This window comes from Mycolicibacterium aubagnense (assembly GCF_010730955.1).
GTDB lineage: Bacteria > Actinomycetota > Actinomycetes > Mycobacteriales > Mycobacteriaceae > Mycobacterium > Mycobacterium aubagnense.
This window is the reverse complement of sequence record NZ_AP022577.1, coordinates 3,215,439-3,233,806: the sequence shown is the minus strand read 5'-3', so window position 1 is coordinate 3,233,806 and position 18,368 is coordinate 3,215,439. Positions and strand designations below refer to the sequence as shown.

Here is an 18,368-nt window from a genome sequence, read left to right as displayed (position 1 = left end):
GGGGACAGCCTGCCAGGCGTCGCGGGTGGGGGTGCGGCATGATCGGTCCATGCAATCGACAGCAACCACCACAGTTGCCCGCCCGATCGACGTTGTCTGGGCCACCCTGATCGACCACGAAGGCATGGCCAACTGGGGTCCCGGCATCACCGTGACCATCGATCAGCCCGGCACGCCCGCACCGAATGGCCTGGGCGCCGTCCGGCGCATCTCGGCGCCTGGACCGGCTCCGGCAATCGTCGAAGAGGTCGTGACCTTCGACGCCCCCCATGTGTTCGGCTACAAGGCCCGCTCCGGCGTGCCGTTCCCGGGCTACTCGGGTGAGGTGCGCCTGACCTCCGAGGGCTCGGGCACCCGCATCGACTACACGCTGAACTCGACCGCGTCCTTCCCGCCGGTCAAGCTGGCTTTGACGGCCATCAACCAGGTCCTGCTGCGGCTGTTCGCGAAGGCCGCGTCGAAGGCCTGAGCTATCAGGTGACCGGGAGCTGCTCGGCGATCGCGTCGAGCAGCGCCGGGTACCGGTTGGCCTCAGGATGACCGCCGGGCTTGCCGCTGCTGACCACGGCGGCGGCAAGATTCCGGGCCGGGTCGGCCCATACCGCGATATTGGTCAGCCCGGTGTGCCCGAAGGCCTCGGGGGCGCCCCGGCCGAACGGGCCGAATCGCTTGGAGCCCAACATGTATCCCGTGCCCCACCGCATCGGCTGGAGCCCGACGGCGATGTCGGGGCGCAACCGCCGGCACGGGGCGGTCGCCGCCCGTAGAGTTTCCGGACGTAGCACGCGCACCCCGTCGAGTTCCCCGCCGCGACAGAGCATTTCAGCGAACCGGGACAGTTCGACGGCGTTGGAGACCGTGCTCGACGACGGCACCACGCTGGTCAGGAAGTCCGGCGTGTTGCTGAACGGGATGATCTGGTTCGGGGTGCCACCGACCGCCTTCTTGAACGCCGCCGCCATCGGCGCCGGCAGTGGTTTGCCCGTGACGTGGCTCGGCGCGACCAGCGGAACATCTTCCGGTGCAACGCCGTAATTGGTCCAGCGGAAGCCCAGCGGTTCGAGGATCTCGGTGGCCAGGATGTCGCGGATGTTGCGACCTGTTGCGGCCGAAACGATTTCGCGGATCAGTGGACCCCAGGTGAGGCCGTGGTACATGTGCATGAGGCCGGGCCGGTAGATCGGCCGGAGATTCCCGAGCATCTCGCGGGCGTACTCGCTGTCGTTCATCCGCTTGAGGTCGGGCCGCGGGCCGGTGGCCAGTGGCACCCCGGCGCTGTGGGTGACGACGTGCCGCACGGTGGTGCGATCCTTGCCGTGGCTGGTGTACGTCGGCAGGTAGTCGCAAACGCGGGCGTCCAGGTCGAGTTCTCCGCGCTCGACGAGCATGTGCACCACCGTCGTGCTGATCGCCTTGGCTGCCGAGTACACGCAGAACGGGGTATCGACACCGACGGGAATCCTCTCGGCGTTCACCGGATCGTCCGGTCCGTTGCCCCAGCCGTGGCCGATCGCGCGGTTGAGCACCACCCGGCCGTTCTGCCGCAAGCACACCTGGATGGCCGGGTGCATGCCGGCTGCGTACCAGTGCTCCGCTGCGCGCCAAATCCGTTCCACCGCTTGGGGATCGACGGCAGTATGGTCTTCTTCGCCGATTGCGGTCACCGAGTCCAGGTCGGCCGGGACCCGAATGCGGCCGGTCTGTTGCTCCGTCATGCGTCCTTCCGATGCAGGACGGCCGCCAGGTGGTGGCGCAGCGGTATGCCCACGGCGGCCATCCGGACGTTGTAGCTCAACGTGTCTCCGTCAAGGCGGTACCAACGACGCAGGGCGTCAACCTCTTTCGCTGAGTCGGTGCGTCCGATGTCGGTGGAGGACAGGTCCAGTACGAACTCGTCGTCGGTGCTGAGCGTGCCCTGCAGGATCTCGGTGATGCCGGTGGGGTGCGCCAGCACCCACTCGATACGTCCGGGTGCGGGCACCCGGAGGTAGCCGGTCTCGGCGTGCAGGGGACGGCCGTCCTCAGCGGCGCGCGTCTTCTGGCTGTAGGCCAGGAACGGCTTGCCGACATGGCCGAAGGTGACCTCTTCGAGGTAGTCGAACGAAGCGATGGTCGGGTACTCGCCGGAGCCGGTGCCGGCCCAGGTACCCAGCAGCGGGGCCAGGATCGCGACGTCGGGGTGTAGTTCGGGCACGTCGGCTACTTCGTTCCGACGGTCAGCAGGTCGGACACGATAAGCGTCCACACCGGCCGCTTCACCCGGTGCTGCTCGGACACCGTGAATCCGGCGCCCTCGAACAGCTTCTTCATCTCCGCGGGCGACGGGTTGTGGGCGGGGTTCAGGATGTGCGACGACAGCGCGTGCAGCGGCAGAACCTGGCGTGGGCTGATGGTGGTGACGGCCGCGATCCCGCCCGGCTTGAGCACGCGGTGGAACTCGCGCAAGGCCGCGGGCTGGTCGAACCAGTGGAAGGCCGACGTCGTGACCACTGCGTCCAGCGCACCGTCGTTGAACGGCAGCTCCTCGGCGGGCGCGGTGACCCAGGTGACCTTCGAGGACCGGGCCTTGGCCTGGGCCAGCATGCCCTCGGACATGTCCACGCCCGTTACCACGGCATTGAGCTCGCGTTCGATCCGGTCTGCGAAAATGCCGGTCCCGCAGCCGATGTCGGCGACGGTCAGGGCGTCGTGCGCGCGGAGCTGGGCCAGCACCTCATCTTGCGCGGGCTGGTAGACGATGCGCTGGAGTACCTGGGTGTCATAGGCGGGGGCGGCGAAGCCCCAGAATCGGGTGACGGTGTCATTGAATCCCCGGCGTTGAACCATGCCTGTCAGCCTAGGCGTCGCCGCAGATTGGGCGCGGATAGCTACGCTGCCGCCTTATGAGTTCTTGGATCGCCCAACTTCTGAACTTCGCGCGCGACGGTGACACGTTCATCGCGCCGCAGCCGACGGACGGGCCGGGGCGCTCCCTGTTCGGTGGGCTGATCGCCGCGCAGGCGCTCGGTGCGGCCGGTCGTACCGTCGAGCCGGACAAGCTGCCGCAGTCGCTGCACCTCTACTTCGTCCGGGGCGGCCAGTACGGGGTCGACGTGGAGTTTCACGTGGAACGGACCAGGGACGGCCGGTCCTTCGATACCCGTCGCGTCACCGCGAAGCAGCACGGCAAGACGATCCTGGAAATGATCGCGTCGTTCCATATTCCCGAGCCCGGCGCCGACTGGCAGCGTCCCGAAGTGGTGGGTCTCGAGTTCGACGTCGCCGTGCCGAAGGCGCCGAGCCTGACTGCCGCCGACCATTTCGATATCCGGGTGCGGCCGGAAGACGCCGGAGCGTTCGCCGTGCCGCCGTTCTGGATTCGCACCAAAGACCAGATCGAGGACGACACGCTGATCCGGGCCGCCGCGCTGACCTTCATGTCCGACTTCGGCCCGGTCCCCGTCGCGCGGCCCGACGGTACACACCTGCACGACGGATTCGCGGCCAGCCTGGACCACGCGGTGTGGTTCCACCGCCCGTTCGTCCCGCATGACTGGCATCGCTACGAAGTCACCCGGCTGAACAACACCGACTCCCGCGGGCTCGTCACCGGAGCCCTGTACGACACTGATGGGGTGCTGATCGCCAGCACCAGCCAGGAAGCCCTATGGCGGCTGTAGCCCGGAAGATCACTCAATGACCGTCCCGACGCCGACCTGCTATCGGCATCCCAGCCGCCCGACGTACGTGAGCTGCAGCCGGTGCGGCCGTCCGATCTGCCCGGACTGTATGACGTCGGCTGCGGTCGGCCAGCAATGCCCGGAGTGCGTCAACGAAGGCAGGCAGTCGGTCCGTCAGGCCCGGACCCACTTCGGCGGCCGGATCGCCAAGGGCTCGCCGGTCACCTACACGCTGATCGCGGTCAACCTGGTGATGTTCGTGTTGCAGCACACCTCGGCGCAGATGCAGCAGGATCTGGTGCTCTGGCCGCCCGGCGTTGCCGTCTACGGCCAGTACTACCGCTTGGTGACGTCTGCTTTCCTGCACTACGGCCTGGCGCACATCGTCTTCAACATGTGGGCGCTGTGGGCGGTCGGGCCGCAGTTGGAGCAATGGCTGGGCCGGCTTCGCTTCGGGGTCTTGTACGCGCTCAGTGGCCTCGGTGGGGCGGTCCTGGTGTATCTGCTGTCACCGCTGAACTCGGGTACCGCCGGCGCGTCGGGCGCGATCTTCGGCCTGTTCGGCGCGACGTTCGTCCTCTTCCGGCGGCTGCAGCTTCAGGTCCGCGGCATCGCACTGCTCATCGTCATCAACCTGGTGATCACCTTCGTGCTACCCGCGGTCAGCTCCCAGTCGATCAGTTGGCAGGGCCACGTCGGCGGCTTGGTCACCGGCACGTTGGTGGCGGCTGTCTTCGCGTATATCCCTGCACGGCAACGACTCCTGGCGCTGATCTCGGTGACCACGGTGTTGCTCGTACTGTTCGTCGGCTTGGTGCTGCTGCGGACGCAGCAGCTACAGACGATGTACGGGATGATCCCGGGTTAGGGGAGCAACGCCATTTCCCGGGCGTTCTTGATCGCGGTGGCGACCTGCCGCTGTTGCTGGACGGTCAGGCCGGTCACGCGCCGGGACCGGATCTTCCCGCGCTCCGAGATGAACTGCCGCAGCACGGCGGTGTCCTTGTAGTCGATGCGCTCGATCCCGAGCTTGGTGAACATGTTCGCGGCGGGCCGTTTCGTTTCAACCGGCCGCCGACTGGTCTTGCGCTGCGCCATCACCAGCTCGCTTTCCGGATGCCGGGCAGTTGTCCTTCGTGCGCCATTTCCCGTACCCGGACCCGGGACAGTCCGAACTTACGCAGATGACCGCGCGGGCGGCCGTCGACGGCGTCACGGTTGCGCACGCGCACCGGGCTCGCGTCGCGCGGCTGGCGGGCCAGTTCCCGCATGGCCGCGGCCTGTTCGTCGGCAGTACTCAGCGGGGACTTGATGATTGCCTTGAGTTCGGTCCGGCGCTCGGTATAACGCGCGACGGTCAGCCGGCGCTGCTCGTTTTTGGCGATCTTCGATTTCTTGGCCATGGCGGCTCAGCGCTCCTCGCGGAAGTCGACGTGCTTGCGGATGATCGGGTCGTATTTGCGCAGCACCAGCCGATCGGGATCGTTGCGCCGGTTCTTGCGGGTGACGTACGTGTAGCCGGTGCCCGCGGTGGACTTCAGCTTCACCACGGGACGAATATCGGTGCGGGACATCTAGATTCGCACCCCGTCTCGACGCAGTCGGGCCACGACGGCTTCGATGCCGTCCCGGTCGATCACCTTGATGCCCTTGGTGCTGACCTGGAGCCGGATCCGCCGGCCTTCCGAAGGTAGGTAGTAGGTCTTGGTCTGGATGTTGGGGTTCCACCGACGCGAGGTGCGGCGGTTGGAGTGCGAAACCGTGTTGCCGAAGCCGGGCCGGCGCCCGGTGACCTGGCAGTGCGCTGACATGTCTCATGCCCTATCGTTAATGAAAATCGTTTTCGACAAGTGCCGACCGCCACTGTAGCGTGGCAGCGACCGAATTGAAAATGATTGTCGATAAGGAGTGGCGATGCGGACGCCGGTGATCGTCGTGGCTGGTCAGGGACCGACCGGATACGCGACCGAGGAACTGTTGAAGGGGCCGGGCACGGTGCTCGTGGAGCACCAGTTCGACGGTCACGTCGTGCGCCGTCGCACCGTCACCGCGCCCCACGGCATCGTCAACGAAACCGAGGCGGCGCTGGAACTGGCCCACGGCTGCGTGTCCTGCACTGTCCGCAATGACCTGCTGATCTACCTGCGCCTGCTGCACCGGCGCGACGACATCCACCGGATCGTGGTCCACCTGGAGCCGTGGATGGAGCCCGAGCCGATCTGCTGGGCCATCAACCACGTACGCGTGCACGTCGGCCCCGGATATATCGACGGGCCGGCTGCCCGGGATGTGGCGATTGCGGGTGTGGTGACGTGCATCGAAGCGTCCGACTGGCTGTCCGAGGCGCTTGGCGACGACGAACTGCCCGACGGTCGGACCGTCGCCCAGGTGGCAGTGGGGCAGGCGGAGTTCGCCGACGTGCTCGTGGTGACCCACGCCGAACCCGTGCTGTTGGCGGCCTGCCGCCGGCTGGCACCGCGAGCGCGGCTCGTCACCGAGCCCGACCTGGTCGAGGGTGCGTTGCGCACCTTGCGGCCCGACGCCCGGCTGGGCCGCGCCGACGAGCCGCACGGACCGCTGCTCGCCGGGCAGCCCAGCCTCAAACCTGAAGGGCCCGTTCAGATTGTTGAGTTCAACGCGCGCCGGCCATTCCACCCCGAACGCCTGCACGACGCCATCGACCACCTCCTGGACGGGGTGATCCGGACCCGTGGCCGGATCTGGTTGGCCAACAGGGCTGATCACGTCATGTGGCTGGAGTCGGCCGGCGGCGGCCTGCGGGTCAGCAATGCCGGCCGGTGGATCGCCGCCATGACCGTCAGCGAAGCGGCCTACCTGGACCGCGAACGGCGAGCTCTGGCAGACCTGATGTGGGACAACGACTTCGGGGACCGGAACACCGCGATGATCATTCTGGTGTGCGGCGCCCGCCCCGACGATGTCACCGCTGCGCTGAACGGCGCCTTGCTGACCGACGAGGAATTCGCCGTGCGCGGCGCCTGGTCCGACTACCCGGATCCGTTCGGGGACTGGCATCAGGAGCCGTGCACCTCCGGCGACGTGACCGTCGTCGGCGATGGCACCGATCACGGCACTGCGTGAAGCGTTCTGGACTCGATAGCCAAACACCTTGGTAACGAGGCGATCACACCGCGCGTTGGTCGGCCGCGCCGGTGCGACCCGGGGTTAGTTTTCACTTCGTGTTGGCGACTCTGGTTGGCAAGAATTTCGGCGCGAAACTGCGCCGGCTCGCGGTGGCGGCTGTCGCTGCCCTGACGGTCCCCGGAATGGCGATGCCCGCGGCGCTGCCGCAGGCGCACGCCGCCGCGAAAGCGGTTGAGGTGCTGAACATTCCGTCGCCCGCGATGGGGCGCGACATCAAGGTTGAGTTCCAGGGCGGCGGGCCGCACGCGGTGTACCTGCTCGATGGTCTGCGGGCCCAGGACGACCAGAGCGGCTGGGACATCAACACCGCCGCGTTCGAGTGGTACTACCAGTCGGGCATCTCGATGGTGATGCCCGTCGGCGGCCAGTCGAGCTTCTACACCGACTGGTACCAGCCGGCCACGAACAACAACGGCGTCATCACCTACAAGTGGGAGACGTTCCTGACCCAGGAGCTGCCGGCCTGGCTGGCCGCGAACCGAGGCGTGCAGCCGACCGGCAACGCCGTCGTCGGCCTTTCGATGTCGGGTGGCTCCGCCCTGACGCTGGCCATCTGGCACCCGTCGCAGTTCATCTTCGCCGGCTCGCTGTCGGGCTTCCTCAACCCGTCGCAGGGCCTGTGGCCGACCTTGATCGGATTCGCGATGAAGGACGCCGGCGGGTTCAACCCGACCCAGATGTGGGGCATCGCGAGCGATCCGGCCTGGCGGCGCAACGACCCGACCGTCAACGTCCAGCAGCTGGTGGCCAACAACACCGCGGTCTGGGTGTACTGCGGCAACGGCATGCCGTCCGACCTGGATACGCCGGGCGACATCGGGATTCTCTACAGCGCCCAGTTCCTGGAGAACCTCACGATCAGCTCGAACCGGGACTTCCAGAGGCTGTATCAGCAGGCCGGTGGTCGCAACGCGGTGTTCAACTTCCCGACGGACGGCACCCACAGCTGGGGCTACTGGGGTCAGCAGCTGCAGGCCATGAAGCCGGATCTGCTGCGCGTGCTGGGCGTCGGCGCTCCGGTGCCCCCGCCGGCCGCCCCGGCGCCGGCTCCCGCGCCTGTGGTGGCTCCGGTCGCGGTGCCGGCACCGGCTCCCGTCGTTGCCGCGGTTCCGGTTGCGGCGCCCGCTGCGGCTCCGGCCGTGGTCCCGGTGCCTGCCGCACCTGCTCCGGCCACCACGGGTGGCCTGGTGCTCGCGCCGACGGGCTAGATCCGCAAGACTCAGGGGTCGGAATCGACACCTGAAAGGGCGGGCAGCTGTGCAGACCACGATCATCTACGGGCCAGGCGACATTCGATTCGAGGAGCGCCCCGACCCGCAGATTCAGTCACCGGGCGACGCAGTGGTCCGGGTGGTGCGGACCTGCGTGTGCGGTTCGGACCTGTGGCCGTACCGCGGCGTCGCGCCGACGAACGCACCGCACCCGATCGGGCATGAGTTCATCGGGATCGTGGAAGCTGTTGGCGCCGAGGTGAACAACGTGCGCGTCGGAGACTTCGTGATCTCGCCGTTCACCGACAGTGACGGCACGTGCGTGCACTGCCGCAACGGGATCACCACCTCGTGCGTGAATTTCGGGATCTGGGGCGGGGCCACCCGATCCGGCGAACCGCTCGACGGGGCGCAGGGGCAATACGTCCGCGTGCCCTTCGCCGACGGCACTCTGTTCACGGTGCCGGAAACACCACATGCCGAGCTGTACCCGCACCTGCTGACCCTCGCCGACGTCATGTCCACCGGGCATCATGCCGCGCGGGCCGGCAACGTGCACCCCGGCGCCACGGTGGTGGTCGTGGGGGACGGCGCCGTTGGGCTGTGCGCGGTGCTGGCATCGAAACGCCTTGGCGCGGAACGAATCATCGTGATGTCTCGGCACGAGGACCGGCAGAATTTGGCCCGCGCCTTCGGTGCGACAGATATCGTCGCCGAGCGGGGTGATGAGGGGATCGCGGCCATCGAGGACCTGCTGGGCGGCGTCGGTGCCGATTCGGTGCTGGAGTGCGTGGGCACCAAGGATTCGATGCGCCAGGCGCTCGGCGCGGTCCGTCCCGGTGGCCATCTGGGGTTCGTCGGCGTGCCTGCCGGCGCACCCGAGTTGCCGATGCGCCAACTGTTCAACACGAACATCCACGTCGCGGGCGGCATGGCGACCGTCCGGCCCTACCTCGACGAGCTGCTGCCGGACGTGCTGTCCGGGGCCATCGAGCCCGGCCGGGTTTTCGACCTGGCCCTACCGCTCGCCCAGGTCGCCGACGCGTACACGGCGATGGATCAGCGCACGGCCATCAAGGTGCTGCTCGAGCCCTGATCGGCCTCGGCCTGGATTCACGCGGGCAGGACCAGGTGGTCCGCGCCCCCGACGTACACGGTGTCACGTAGGTCGCGGCCCGTGGCGGCGGTGGTGATGGCGGTGGCGAATTCGTCGATGGTCGGCAGCGGTCCTTGGCTGCGGCGTGCGCCGACGGCCTCGGGATCGCGACGTTCGTACAGCCGGGCGATGATCGTGCCTTCGATCATGTCTCCCGAGACCACGGTGAATCCGATTCTGCACCGGTCGAATTCAGGTCGCAGCGCACGTAGCGCGTTCTCCCCGGCCCGCTTGCTGGCGGCGATGGGGCCGTATCTGTCGGGCACTGGCAGGTGCGGATAGCAGTGGGCCTCGTGGCTGGTGACGAAGACGATCTGAGCGCCGGCGGGCATCAGGGGGAGCGCCAGATCGACCAGTCGCAGCTGGGCGTCGCGGTTCAGGCGCATCGCGTAGTCCGGTGCGGCGCCGAACTCCAGGCCACCGGACGCGTTGAGCACCAGGATGTCGAGGCGCCCGAAGCGACTGTCGATCCGATCGATCATTTCCTTGGTCGCGGCGGCGTCGGACACGTCGGCGCCGATGGCGGACGCCTGCCCGCCGGCTGCGCGGATGCTGTCCACGATCGTGCCGGCGCGCTTGGCCTTCTCTCGGTAGTTCACCAGGACATGCGTGTCGGGGCCGGCCAGCTGCCCGGCCACGGCGGCTCCGATGCCGCGCGAAGCGCCGGTGACGAGAGCGATTCTTGGGTGCATGGCACCGACCGTACCTCAAAAATAAGAAAGATAAGAGAAATATAAGGTAACGGTAAATGTGCCTGACTGGCCAGTGTTTAGGCGGGGAGCGGTTGCTCGCGACGGGGCGGCCGCGCGCTCGCGAGTGGGACAGATAGTCCCGCTCGACTACCCTTTGGGCGTGATGTTTCCGGTGAGGTCTGTGGCGCGATATGCGGCCACGCTGATCGGACGTCTCCGTTGATTCAACACGGACTCGTGGTGCTGTTCGCCCTGTGCGCGGCCGTGTGTGCTGCCGTCGGCATCGTGGTGCGGCAGCGCGCGACGATCGATGTACCGCCCGAACACGGCGTCAGCGTCGTCATGCTGTCGACGCTGCTGAGACGCCGGTTGTGGTGGGCCGGCACCGGTGCGGCCGTCGCCGGCTACGTCTTCCAGGCGCTGGCGTTGGGGCACGGATCGCTGCTGTTGGTGCAGCCGCTGCTGGTCTCGGCGCTGCTGTTCGCGCTGCCGCTCAGTGCGCATCAGGCGCACCGCCGGGTGACCCGCGGTGAGTGGCTGTGGGCCGGACTGCTGACCATCGGGTTGGCGGGATTCGTCGTGCTGGCCCGGCCTGAACGCGACGAACACCTGGCCTCGCCAGGGATGATCGTGCTGGTCGCCGCGGTGTGCGCCGCGATCATCGTCGGGTGCGTGGTGCTGGCGGTGCGATGCAGCGGCTGGGCGCGCGCCGTCCTGCTGGCCGTCGGTGTCGGGGTGTTGTTCGGCGTCGTCGCCGTGGTGACCAAAATCTTCATGGCGATCCTTCAGCACCGGGGCTGGCTGGGCCTGCTGGCGACGCCGGCGCCGTACCTGCTCATCATCTTGGGCGCGGTGGCGACCGTGCTGCAGCAGTCCGCGTTCCATGCCGGCGCGCTGCAGACGTCGGTTCCGACCATGCTCGTGCTCGAGCCGGTGGTGGCCGTCGTCCTCGGTGCACTGGTGCTCGGAGAGGGCTTCGACACGACCGGAGTCGAAGCCGCGGCGCTCGTCGCGTCCATCGGCGCCATGGCGGCGGCGACCATCGCCCTCGGCCGGGACGAAGGCGCGTACGAAACGCAGGCGGGGACGAAGGCGGTCCCGCCGCTCGCGCCGCAACCGGTGCAACCCACCCCGGAACGCTGAACCGAGCAGTGCGGTTTGTCACAGACGTGGCTCGGCATATCTTTAGTTTTGCTAACGTTGTATTTGCCGACGCTGGTGAAATGATTGTGATGAGGTAGCTATGGCGAACGAACAAACCGCACTTACCGACGAACTGACGCAGCGCGTCGCTGACCTCTGCGCCACCGACCCCCAACTTGCCGCGGCTCTGCCCCTTCCCGGGGTCGGCGCCGCCCTCGACGAGCCCGGCATCCGGCTGCCCGAGGTGATCCGCGCCGTCATGGCGGCCTACGCCGACCGGCCCGCGCTCGGGCAGCGCGCCGTCGAATACGTGACCGACGATGCCGGCCGCACCGTGTCCCGGCTGCTGCCGCGCTACGACACCGTCACCTTCGGCGAGGTCTGGCGGCAGATCCAGGCCGTGGACAACGCGCTGCTCTCCGGCACAGACGACAACGTCCCCGGCGGCGGTCAGCCAATCGTCGCCGCTGGCGACAGGGTCGCCGTGCTCGGTTTCACGAGCGCCGAATACACGATCATCGATACCGCCCTGGCGCGCGCCGGCGTCGTCGCCGTCCCGCTGCAGACCAGTGCGCCTGCCGAGCAGCTGCGCCCGATCCTCGATGAGACCGAGCCCCGCGCGCTGTTCGCCGACGTGAAGTTCCTGGACGACGCGATTGAATTGGTATCCGGCGCGAGCGCCGCACTGACCCGGGTGGTCGTGTTCGACCACCACGCCCAGGTCGACGACGAGCGCGAGGCCGTCGAGCGGGCCGCGGCCCGTTTGGCCGAGCGCGGCGTCGTGGTCGAGACTCTCGCCGAGATGGTGTCGCGCGGAACCGCGCTTCCGGCCGTCGAGCCCGTGGCGGCCGTCGAGCCAGACCCACTGTTGGTCCTGATCTACACCTCCGGCAGCACCGGCACCCCCAAGGGCGCCATGTATCCCGAGCGGCTCGTCACCAACGCCTGGCGGACCGGCTTGGTCAGCCAGCAGCCGGCGTTGCCCTCTATCGTTCTGAGTTTCCTGCCGATGAGCCACATGATGGGTCGCGGCACCGTCTACCGCACTTTGGCCCACGGCGGCACCGTGTACTTCGCGGCCAAGAGCGACCTGTCCACCCTCCTGGAGGACATCGCGCTGGTCCGGCCGACGCAGATGACCTTCGTGCCCCGGGTCTGGGAGATGATCCACCAGGAAGTGCAGAGCGAGGTCGACCGCCGGGCTCTCGAAGGTGTCTCGGAGCAGCAGGTGCTCGACGAACGGAGCGTCAGCCTGATCGGTGGGCGCCAGCTCGTCGCCATGACGGGATCGGCACCGATCTCGCCCGAGCTCAAGGCCTGGGTGCAGAAGTTCCTCGGGCTGGAGTTGATGGAGGCCTACGGCTCGACCGAGGCCGGCGGCGTCATGCTCAGCGGCCATGTGAATCGTCCGCCAGTCCTGGACTACAAGCTGGTCGACGTGCCCGAGCTCGGCTACCTCTCGACCGACCGGCCGCACCCGCGTGGTGAATTGCTCTTGAAGTCAACCGATTTGATCCCGGGCTACTACAAGCGGCCCGATGTCACCGCCGACGTGTTCGACGCGGACGGCTTCTACCGCACCGGCGACATTGTCGCCGAACTCGGCCCCGACCACCTGCAGTACCTCGACCGCCGCAACAACGTGCTGAAGCTGGCGCAGGGCGAGTTCGTAACGCTGTCCAAGCTGGAAGCCGCCTTCGGCACCAGCCCGCTGGTCCGGCAGATCTACGTGTACGGCAACAGTTCTCGCTCCTACCTGCTGGCGGTGATCGTGCCGTCTTCGGAGGCTTTGGGCGGCGCTGCTGGTCCGGAATCCTTGCGGCCCGAGCTGGCCGACGCGCTGCAGGTGGTGGCCCGCGAGGCCCGGCTGCAGTCGTACGAGATCCCCCGCGACTTCATCATCGAGACCGAGCCGTTCTCGCTGGAGAACGGATTGCTGACCGGCGTCCGCAAGCTGGCCTGGCCGAAGCTGAAGGCCCGGTACGGCGCCGAACTGGAGCAACTGTACGCCGAACTGGCCGAGGGTCAGGCCATGGAACTTCGAGCGTTGCGGGCGCTGCGTGCCTCCGACGCCCCGGTGCTCGAGACCGTGCTGCGTGCTGTCGGAGCGACCTTGGGCGCGGCCGGCTCGGACCTGACGGGCGATGCGCACTTCACCGACCTGGGTGGAGATTCGTTGTCGGCGTTGACCTTCGGCAACCTGCTCGAGGAGATTTTCGAGGTCGAGGTGCCGGTCGGCGTGATCGTCAGCCCGGCCACCGACCTGGCAGGTGTGGCGGCTTACATCGACGGGGAGCGCGCGCCCGGCAGCAAGCGGCCGACGTTCTCCACGGTGCACGGCAAGAACGCCACCGAGGCGCGCGCCGCGGACCTGACGCTGGACAAGTTCATCGATGCCGCGACGTTGGCCGCCGCGCCATCGCTGCCCGGCCCGGCTTCCGAGGTGCGCACCGTATTGCTCACGGGCGCAACCGGATTCCTGGGCCGCTATCTGGCGCTGGAGTGGCTGGAGCGCATGGACCTGGTCGACGGCAAGGTCATCTGCCTGGTCCGTGGCAAGTCCGACGCCGACGCCCGCGCCCGTCTGGACGCGACCTTCGATTCCGGTGATCCGAAGCTGCTGGCGCACTACCAGGCGCTCGCCGCCGACCACCTGGAAGTCATCGCCGGCGACAAGGGTGAAGCCAATCTGGGCCTGCCGCAGGAGGTTTGGCAACGACTGGCCGACACCGTCGACGTCATTGTGGACCCGGCCGCGCTGGTGAACCACGTGCTGCCCTACAGCGAACTGTTCGGCCCGAACGCCTTGGGTACCGCCGAGCTGATCCGCATCGCCCTGACCACCCGGATCAAGCCGTTCGCCTACGTTTCGACCATCGCGGTCGGCGGCGGCGTCGCGCCCGGCGAGTTCGTCGAGGCTGCCGATGTGCGCGTGATGAGCGCGGTGCGGTCGGTGGACGACGGCTATGCAAATGGCTACGGCAACAGCAAGTGGGCCGGGGAGGTGCTGCTGCGTGAGGCGAATGATCTTTGCGGCCTGCCGGTTTCGGTGTTCCGCTGCGACATGATCCTGGCCGATACCACGTATGCCGGCCAGCTGAACCTGCCCGACATGTTCACCCGCATGATGTTCTCGCTGGTGGCCACCGGCATCGCGCCGAAGTCGTTCTACGAGCTGGATGCCTCGGGTCAGCGGCAGCGTGCCCACTACGACGGGCTGCCCGTCGAGTTCGTCTCCGAGTCCATCTCGACGCTCGCGGTGCAGGTCGCGGCCGGCGAGTCCGACTCGACGTTCGAGACGTACCATGTAATGAACCCGTACGACGACGGTATCGGTATGGACGAGTTCGTCGACTGGCTCATCGAAGCCGGGTATTCCATTGCCCGCGTTGATGATTACGCCGACTGGCTGACTCGTTTCGAGACGGGTCTGCGCGGCCTGCCGGACCGGCAGCGTCAGGCGTCGCTGCTGCCGCTGCTGCACAACTATCAGCAGCCGAGCTACCCGGTGCGGGGGTCCATTGCCCCGGTCGAGCGGTTCCGGGCTGCGGTGCAGAACGCGAAAATCGGTGCGGACAAGGATATTCCGCACATCGGTGCCCCGGTGATCGTCAAGTACATCACCGATCTGGAGTTGCTGGGTCTGCTCTGACCGAGCGATTTGTGCACGATTTTCCGCGGCTGCCGCGGAAAATCGTGCACAAATCACAGGGAACTGGCAGGGAGTCGCCGGAACAACGACGACCGCGCCAGCGTCATTGAATTAGTGGGGATGCAACGGGGCGTGCCCATTCGAGATTTCGATTTTTCGTGAGGTTTATTCATGTCGATTGACCATGCCGACAGTGCCTCTGACGGGCTCGCCCGCCGGATCGCCGAACTATCCGCCAACGATCCGCAGTTCGCCGCGGCCGTCCCGATCGAGTCGGTGGCTCGGTTGGTCGAAGAGCCCGGCATGCGACTTGCCGAGATCGTCAAAACAGTCCTCGAGGGCTACGCCGACCGGACCGCGCTGGGACAGCGCGCGGTCGAGTTCGTCACCGAGAACGGCCGCACCACCAGCCGGCTGCTGCCGAAGTACGACACCATCACCTACGGCGAACTCTGGGATCGCGTCCGCGCCGTCGCCGCCGCGCTGCACGCAGACGGCGTGAAGACCGGCGACCGCGTCGCGATCCTCGGATTCACCAGCACCGACTACACCGTCATCGACACGGCCCTGGGACAGATCGGCGCCGTGTCGGTGCCGCTGCAGACCAGCTCGGCAACGTCGTCGCTGCTGCCGATCGTCGCCGAGACCGAACCGGTGCTGATCGCCGTGAGCGCCGGCTATGTCGCCGACGCCGTCGAACTCGCCGTCGGCGGCCCGGCCCCGGCCCGGTTCGTGGTGTTCGACCACCACGCCGAGGTCGACGACGAGCGTGAGGCCGTTGAGCAGGCGCGGGCGGTACTCGCCGGCCTGAACGTCGCGGTCGAGACGTTCGCCGACGTGCTCGCCCGCGGCCGTGAGCTGCCCTCGGCGCCCGCGCCGGTTTCCGAAGAGGCCGACCCGCTGGCCCTGCTGATCTACACCTCCGGCTCGACCGGCGCCCCTAAGGGCGCGATGTATCCGGAGAGCAACATGACGAGCTTCTGGCGGCGCGCCAGCTCGGCATGGTTCGGACCGAGCGAGGCCTCGATCAACTTGGCCTTCATGCCGATGAGCCACGTCATGGGCCGCGGCATCTTGTACTCCACCCTGGCCAACGGCGGCATCGTCTACTTCGCAGCCAAGAGCGACCTCTCCACTCTGCTCGAGGATTTCGCACTGGCACGTCCCACCGAGCTGAACCTGGTGCCCCGCGTCTGGGAGATGCTGTACCTGGAGTTCCAGAGCCGCGTCGACAAGCTGGTTCCGGCCGGCGCCGGCGAGGCCGAGCGCGACGACATCGAGCAGCAGGTGATGGCCGACATGCGGCAGAACCTGATCGGTGGCCGCTACATCAAGGCGATGACCGGGTCGGCGCCCATCACCGATGAACTGAAGGCCTGGGTCGAGAAGTTCCTCGGCATCCACGTGCTGGAGGGCTACGGCTCCACCGAGGCCGGCATGGTCTTCTTCGACGGCGTCATCCAGCGCCCGCCGACCCTCGACTACAAGCTGGTCGACGTGCCCGACCTGGGCTACTTCCTGACCGACCAGCCGTACCCGCGCGGTGAGCTGCTCGTGAAGACCGAGTACCTGTTCCCGGGTTACTACAAGCGGCCCGAGGTCACCGCGAGTGTCTTCGACGAGGACGGGTTCTACCGCACCGGCGATGTGGTCGCCGAGATCGGTCCGGACCAGATCCAGTACGTCGACCGCCGCAACAATGTGCTGAAGCTGGCGCAGGGTGAGTTCGTCACACTGGCCAAGCTGGAGGCGGCATTCAGCAACAACAGCCCGCTGGTCCGGCAGATCTACGTCTACGGCAACAGCGCCCAGCCGTACCTGCTGGCCGTGGTGGTCCCGACCGAAGATGCCTTGGCCCGTTGGGAATCCGCGGAGTTGAAGCAGCAGATCAGCGATTCGCTGCAGGAGGTGGCGAAGGCGTCCGAGCTGCAGTCCTACGAGATCCCCCGCGACTTCATCATCGAGACCGAGCCGTTCTCGCTGGAGAACGGACTGCTGACCGGTATCCGCAAGCTGGCGTGGCCCAAGCTCAAGGCCCATTACGGTCCGGCCCTGGAAGACCTGTACGCCAGCCTGGCCGCGGGCCAGGCCGACGAGCTGCGCGCGCTGCGCCAATACGGCGCCGACGGCCCGGCCCTGCCGACCGTCATCCGTGCCGCCGGTGCCCTGCTCGGTGCGTCCGGCGAGGTCTCGGCCGATGCGCACTTCACCGACTTGGGTGGAGATTCGTTGTCGGCGTTGACCTTCGGCAACTTGCTGGAGGAGATCTTCGGTGTCGAGGTCCAGGTCGGCATCATCGTCAGCCCGGCCAACGACCTGGCAGCCCTGGCGGCGTACATCGAGAACGAGCGCGGCGGTGGTGCCAAGCGCCCGAGCTTCACCTCGGTGCATGGCAAGAACGCCACCGAGGTGCGCGCCGCTGACCTGACGCTGGACAAGTTCATCGATGCCGCGACGTTGGCCGCCGCGCCGTCGCTGCCCGGTCCGGCGTCCGAGGTGCGCACTGTATTGCTCACGGGCGCAACCGGATTCCTGGGCCGCTACCTGGCGCTGGAGTGGCTGGAGCGCATGGACCTGGTCGACGGCAAGGTGATCGCCCTGGTGCGCGCCAAGTCCGACGAAGAGGCCCGGGCGCGTCTGGACGCGACCTTCGATTCCGGTGATCCGAAGCTGTTGGCGCACTACCAGGCGCTCGCCGCCGACCACCTCGAGGTCATCGCCGGCGACAAGGGTGATGAGAATCTCGGGCTGCCGCAGGAGGTTTGGCAGCGACTCGCGGACGAGGTCGACGTGATCGTGGATCCGGCCGCGCTGGTGAACCACGTGCTGCCGTACAGCGAACTGTTCGGTCCCAACGCACTCGGCACCGCCGAGCTGATCCGCATCGCCCTGACCACCCGGCAGAAGCCGTACATCTACGTCTCCACCATCGGGGTCGGCGATCAGCTGAAGCCGGGCACGTTCACCGAAGAAGCGGACGTCCGGGTGATGAGCCCGGTGCGTGCGGTGCACGACGGCTATGCGAACGGTTATGGCAACAGCAAATGGGCCGGAGAGGTGCTGCTGCGTGAGGCGAATGATCTTTGCGGCCTGCCGGTTTCGGTGTTCCGCTGCGACATGATCCTGGCCGACACGTCGTACGCGGGCCAGCTGAACCTGCCCGACATGTTCACCCGCATGATGTTCTCGCTGGTGGCCACCGGCATCGCCCCGTACTCGTTCTACGAACGCGACGCCGAGGGTAAGCGGCAGGCCGCGCACTACGACGGGCTGCCCGTCGAGTTCATCGCCGAGGCCATCGACACCCTGGGCGTGCGGCCCGCAGGCGAGTTCGTCACCTACCACGTGATGAATCCGCACTCCGACGGCTTGGGTATGGACGAGTTCGTCGACTGGCTCATCGAAGCCGGCTATTCCATTGCCCGCGTTGATGATTACGCCGAATGGCTGGCCCGCTTCGAAACCACCCTGCGGGCCCTGCCGGACCGGCAGCGTCAGGCGTCACTGCTGCCGCTGCTGCACAACTACCAGAAGCCGGAGCACCCGCACAACGGGTCCATCGCGCCGGTCGTGGTGTTCCGCGAGGCGGTGCAGGAAGCAAAGCTGGGTCCGGACAAGGACATTCCGCACGTGACTGCGCCGGTGATCGTCAAGTACATCACCGATCTGCAGCTGCGCGGCTTGCTCTGA

Annotated in this window: 17 protein-coding genes; 9 read left to right on the top strand and 8 right to left on the bottom strand. The window is 67.4% G+C overall.

Annotated features, from left to right (window positions below):
- Positions 1-49 precede the first annotated feature (49 nt).
- Positions 50-469 (top strand): SRPBCC family protein, encoded by a 420-nt coding sequence (locus tag G6N59_RS15775; RefSeq protein ID WP_138233170.1) that lies wholly within the window; start codon positions 50-52, stop codon positions 467-469.
- A 4-nt stretch (positions 470-473) separates the two neighbouring features.
- Here the strand turns inward: G6N59_RS15775 and lipE are convergent, their stop codons facing one another.
- Genes lipE through G6N59_RS15760 form a run of 3 tightly spaced genes read right to left on the bottom strand, consistent with a single transcriptional unit; the run spans position 474 to position 2,826 of the window.
- A complete protein-coding gene (gene lipE, locus G6N59_RS15770) occupies positions 474-1,715 on the bottom strand; it encodes a lipase LipE (RefSeq protein ID WP_138233169.1) in 1,242 nt (413 codons plus the stop codon).
- Positions 1,712-2,194: a peroxynitrite isomerase gene (locus G6N59_RS15765; RefSeq protein ID WP_138233168.1), complete on the bottom strand. Its 483-nt coding sequence runs from the start codon at positions 2,192-2,194 to the stop codon at positions 1,712-1,714. Before G6N59_RS15765 ends, lipE begins: the two co-directional genes overlap by 4 nt.
- A gap of 5 nt (positions 2,195-2,199) precedes the next feature.
- Positions 2,200-2,826, bottom strand: a complete 627-nt coding sequence (locus G6N59_RS15760) for a class I SAM-dependent methyltransferase (protein WP_138233167.1) — start codon at positions 2,824-2,826, stop codon at positions 2,200-2,202.
- 56 nt (positions 2,827-2,882) lie between these two features.
- On the opposite strand from G6N59_RS15760, the gene G6N59_RS15755 reads away from it, so the two are divergent.
- Both G6N59_RS15755 and G6N59_RS15750 read left to right on the top strand, forming a co-directional pair.
- Positions 2,883-3,659, top strand: coding sequence for an acyl-CoA thioesterase (locus G6N59_RS15755; protein WP_138233166.1), 777 nt, complete (start codon positions 2,883-2,885; stop codon positions 3,657-3,659).
- Positions 3,660-3,675: 16 nt separating this feature from the next.
- Positions 3,676-4,527 (top strand): rhomboid family intramembrane serine protease, encoded by an 852-nt coding sequence (locus G6N59_RS15750; protein ID WP_138233165.1) that lies wholly within the window; start codon positions 3,676-3,678, stop codon positions 4,525-4,527.
- Here the strand turns inward: G6N59_RS15750 and rpsR are convergent.
- From rpsR to rpmB, 4 genes are read right to left on the bottom strand one after another with little or no spacing between them, the layout of a single operon-like run.
- Positions 4,524-4,757: a 30S ribosomal protein S18 gene (gene rpsR, locus G6N59_RS15745; protein ID WP_138233164.1), complete on the bottom strand. Its 234-nt coding sequence runs from the start codon at positions 4,755-4,757 to the stop codon at positions 4,524-4,526. The genes G6N59_RS15750 and rpsR overlap by 4 nt on opposite strands.
- The gene (rpsN, locus tag G6N59_RS15740) at positions 4,757-5,062 is read right to left on the bottom strand and encodes a 30S ribosomal protein S14 (RefSeq protein ID WP_138233163.1); all 306 of its coding nucleotides are present in this window, start codon (positions 5,060-5,062) and stop codon (positions 4,757-4,759) included. The genes rpsR and rpsN overlap by 1 nt, the downstream gene beginning before the upstream one ends.
- A 6-nt stretch (positions 5,063-5,068) precedes the next feature.
- Entirely contained in the window at positions 5,069-5,233 is a 165-nt protein-coding gene (gene rpmG, locus G6N59_RS15735) for a 50S ribosomal protein L33 (RefSeq protein WP_043402332.1), read from the bottom strand.
- Positions 5,234-5,470 (bottom strand): 50S ribosomal protein L28, encoded by a 237-nt coding sequence (gene rpmB / locus G6N59_RS15730; protein ID WP_138233162.1) that lies wholly within the window; start codon positions 5,468-5,470, stop codon positions 5,234-5,236.
- Between the two features lie 103 nt (positions 5,471-5,573).
- On the opposite strand from rpmB, the gene mrf reads away from it, so the two are divergent.
- The 3 genes from mrf (at position 5,574) to G6N59_RS15715 (ending at position 9,131) form a co-directional block, all read left to right on the top strand.
- Entirely contained in the window at positions 5,574-6,761 is a 1,188-nt protein-coding gene (mrf, locus tag G6N59_RS15725; RefSeq protein WP_138233161.1) for a ribosome hibernation factor-recruiting GTPase MRF, read from the top strand.
- Between the two features lie 185 nt (positions 6,762-6,946).
- Positions 6,947-8,032: an esterase family protein gene (locus tag G6N59_RS15720; protein WP_234884462.1), complete on the top strand. Its 1,086-nt coding sequence runs from the start codon at positions 6,947-6,949 to the stop codon at positions 8,030-8,032.
- A 49-nt stretch (positions 8,033-8,081) separates the two neighbouring features.
- Positions 8,082-9,131: a zinc-dependent alcohol dehydrogenase family protein gene (locus tag G6N59_RS15715; protein ID WP_138233159.1), complete on the top strand. Its 1,050-nt coding sequence runs from the start codon at positions 8,082-8,084 to the stop codon at positions 9,129-9,131.
- A gap of 17 nt (positions 9,132-9,148) precedes the next feature.
- Here the strand turns inward: G6N59_RS15715 and G6N59_RS15710 are convergent, their stop codons facing one another.
- Positions 9,149-9,883, bottom strand: a complete 735-nt coding sequence (locus G6N59_RS15710; protein WP_138233158.1) for an SDR family oxidoreductase — start codon at positions 9,881-9,883, stop codon at positions 9,149-9,151.
- A 219-nt stretch (positions 9,884-10,102) separates the two neighbouring features.
- Here G6N59_RS15710 and G6N59_RS15705 point away from each other — a divergent pair, with 219 nt between their 5' ends.
- The 3 genes from G6N59_RS15705 to car (G6N59_RS15695) all read left to right on the top strand — a co-directional run bounded on the left by G6N59_RS15705 (position 10,103) and on the right by car (G6N59_RS15695) (position 18,368).
- Positions 10,103-11,026: a DMT family transporter gene (locus G6N59_RS15705; RefSeq protein ID WP_234884442.1), complete on the top strand. Its 924-nt coding sequence runs from the start codon at positions 10,103-10,105 to the stop codon at positions 11,024-11,026.
- A gap of 100 nt (positions 11,027-11,126) precedes the next feature.
- A complete protein-coding gene (gene car, locus G6N59_RS15700; protein ID WP_138233157.1) occupies positions 11,127-14,678 on the top strand; it encodes a carboxylic acid reductase in 3,552 nt (1,183 codons plus the stop codon).
- Between the two features lie 171 nt (positions 14,679-14,849).
- Positions 14,850-18,368, top strand: a complete 3,519-nt coding sequence (car, locus tag G6N59_RS15695) for a carboxylic acid reductase (protein WP_138233156.1) — start codon at positions 14,850-14,852, stop codon at positions 18,366-18,368.

What these genes read in the sequence shown, in the direction of transcription:
- G6N59_RS15775 (WP_138233170.1), top strand. Translation starts at nt 50, where the DNA reads ATGCAATCGACAGCAACCACCACAGTTGCCCGCCCGATCGACGTTGTC.
- rpsR (WP_138233164.1), bottom strand. Translation starts at nt 4,757, where the DNA reads ATGGCGCAGCGCAAGACCAGTCGGCGGCCGGTTGAAACGAAACGGCCC.
- lipE (WP_138233169.1), bottom strand. Translation starts at nt 1,715, where the DNA reads ATGACGGAGCAACAGACCGGCCGCATTCGGGTCCCGGCCGACCTGGAC.
- mrf (WP_138233161.1), top strand. Translation starts at nt 5,574, where the DNA reads ATGCGGACGCCGGTGATCGTCGTGGCTGGTCAGGGACCGACCGGATAC.
- G6N59_RS15750 (WP_138233165.1), top strand. Translation starts at nt 3,676, where the DNA reads ATGACCGTCCCGACGCCGACCTGCTATCGGCATCCCAGCCGCCCGACG.
- G6N59_RS15755 (WP_138233166.1), top strand. Translation starts at nt 2,883, where the DNA reads ATGAGTTCTTGGATCGCCCAACTTCTGAACTTCGCGCGCGACGGTGAC.
- G6N59_RS15760 (WP_138233167.1), bottom strand. Translation starts at nt 2,826, where the DNA reads ATGGTTCAACGCCGGGGATTCAATGACACCGTCACCCGATTCTGGGGC.
- G6N59_RS15710 (WP_138233158.1), bottom strand. Translation starts at nt 9,883, where the DNA reads ATGCACCCAAGAATCGCTCTCGTCACCGGCGCTTCGCGCGGCATCGGA.
- G6N59_RS15720 (WP_234884462.1), top strand. Translation starts at nt 6,947, where the DNA reads ATGGCGATGCCCGCGGCGCTGCCGCAGGCGCACGCCGCCGCGAAAGCG.
- rpsN (WP_138233163.1), bottom strand. Translation starts at nt 5,062, where the DNA reads ATGGCCAAGAAATCGAAGATCGCCAAAAACGAGCAGCGCCGGCTGACC.
- car (WP_138233157.1), top strand. Translation starts at nt 11,127, where the DNA reads ATGGCGAACGAACAAACCGCACTTACCGACGAACTGACGCAGCGCGTC.
- car (WP_138233156.1), top strand. Translation starts at nt 14,850, where the DNA reads ATGTCGATTGACCATGCCGACAGTGCCTCTGACGGGCTCGCCCGCCGG.
- rpmB (WP_138233162.1), bottom strand. Translation starts at nt 5,470, where the DNA reads ATGTCAGCGCACTGCCAGGTCACCGGGCGCCGGCCCGGCTTCGGCAAC.
- rpmG (WP_043402332.1), bottom strand. Translation starts at nt 5,233, where the DNA reads ATGTCCCGCACCGATATTCGTCCCGTGGTGAAGCTGAAGTCCACCGCG.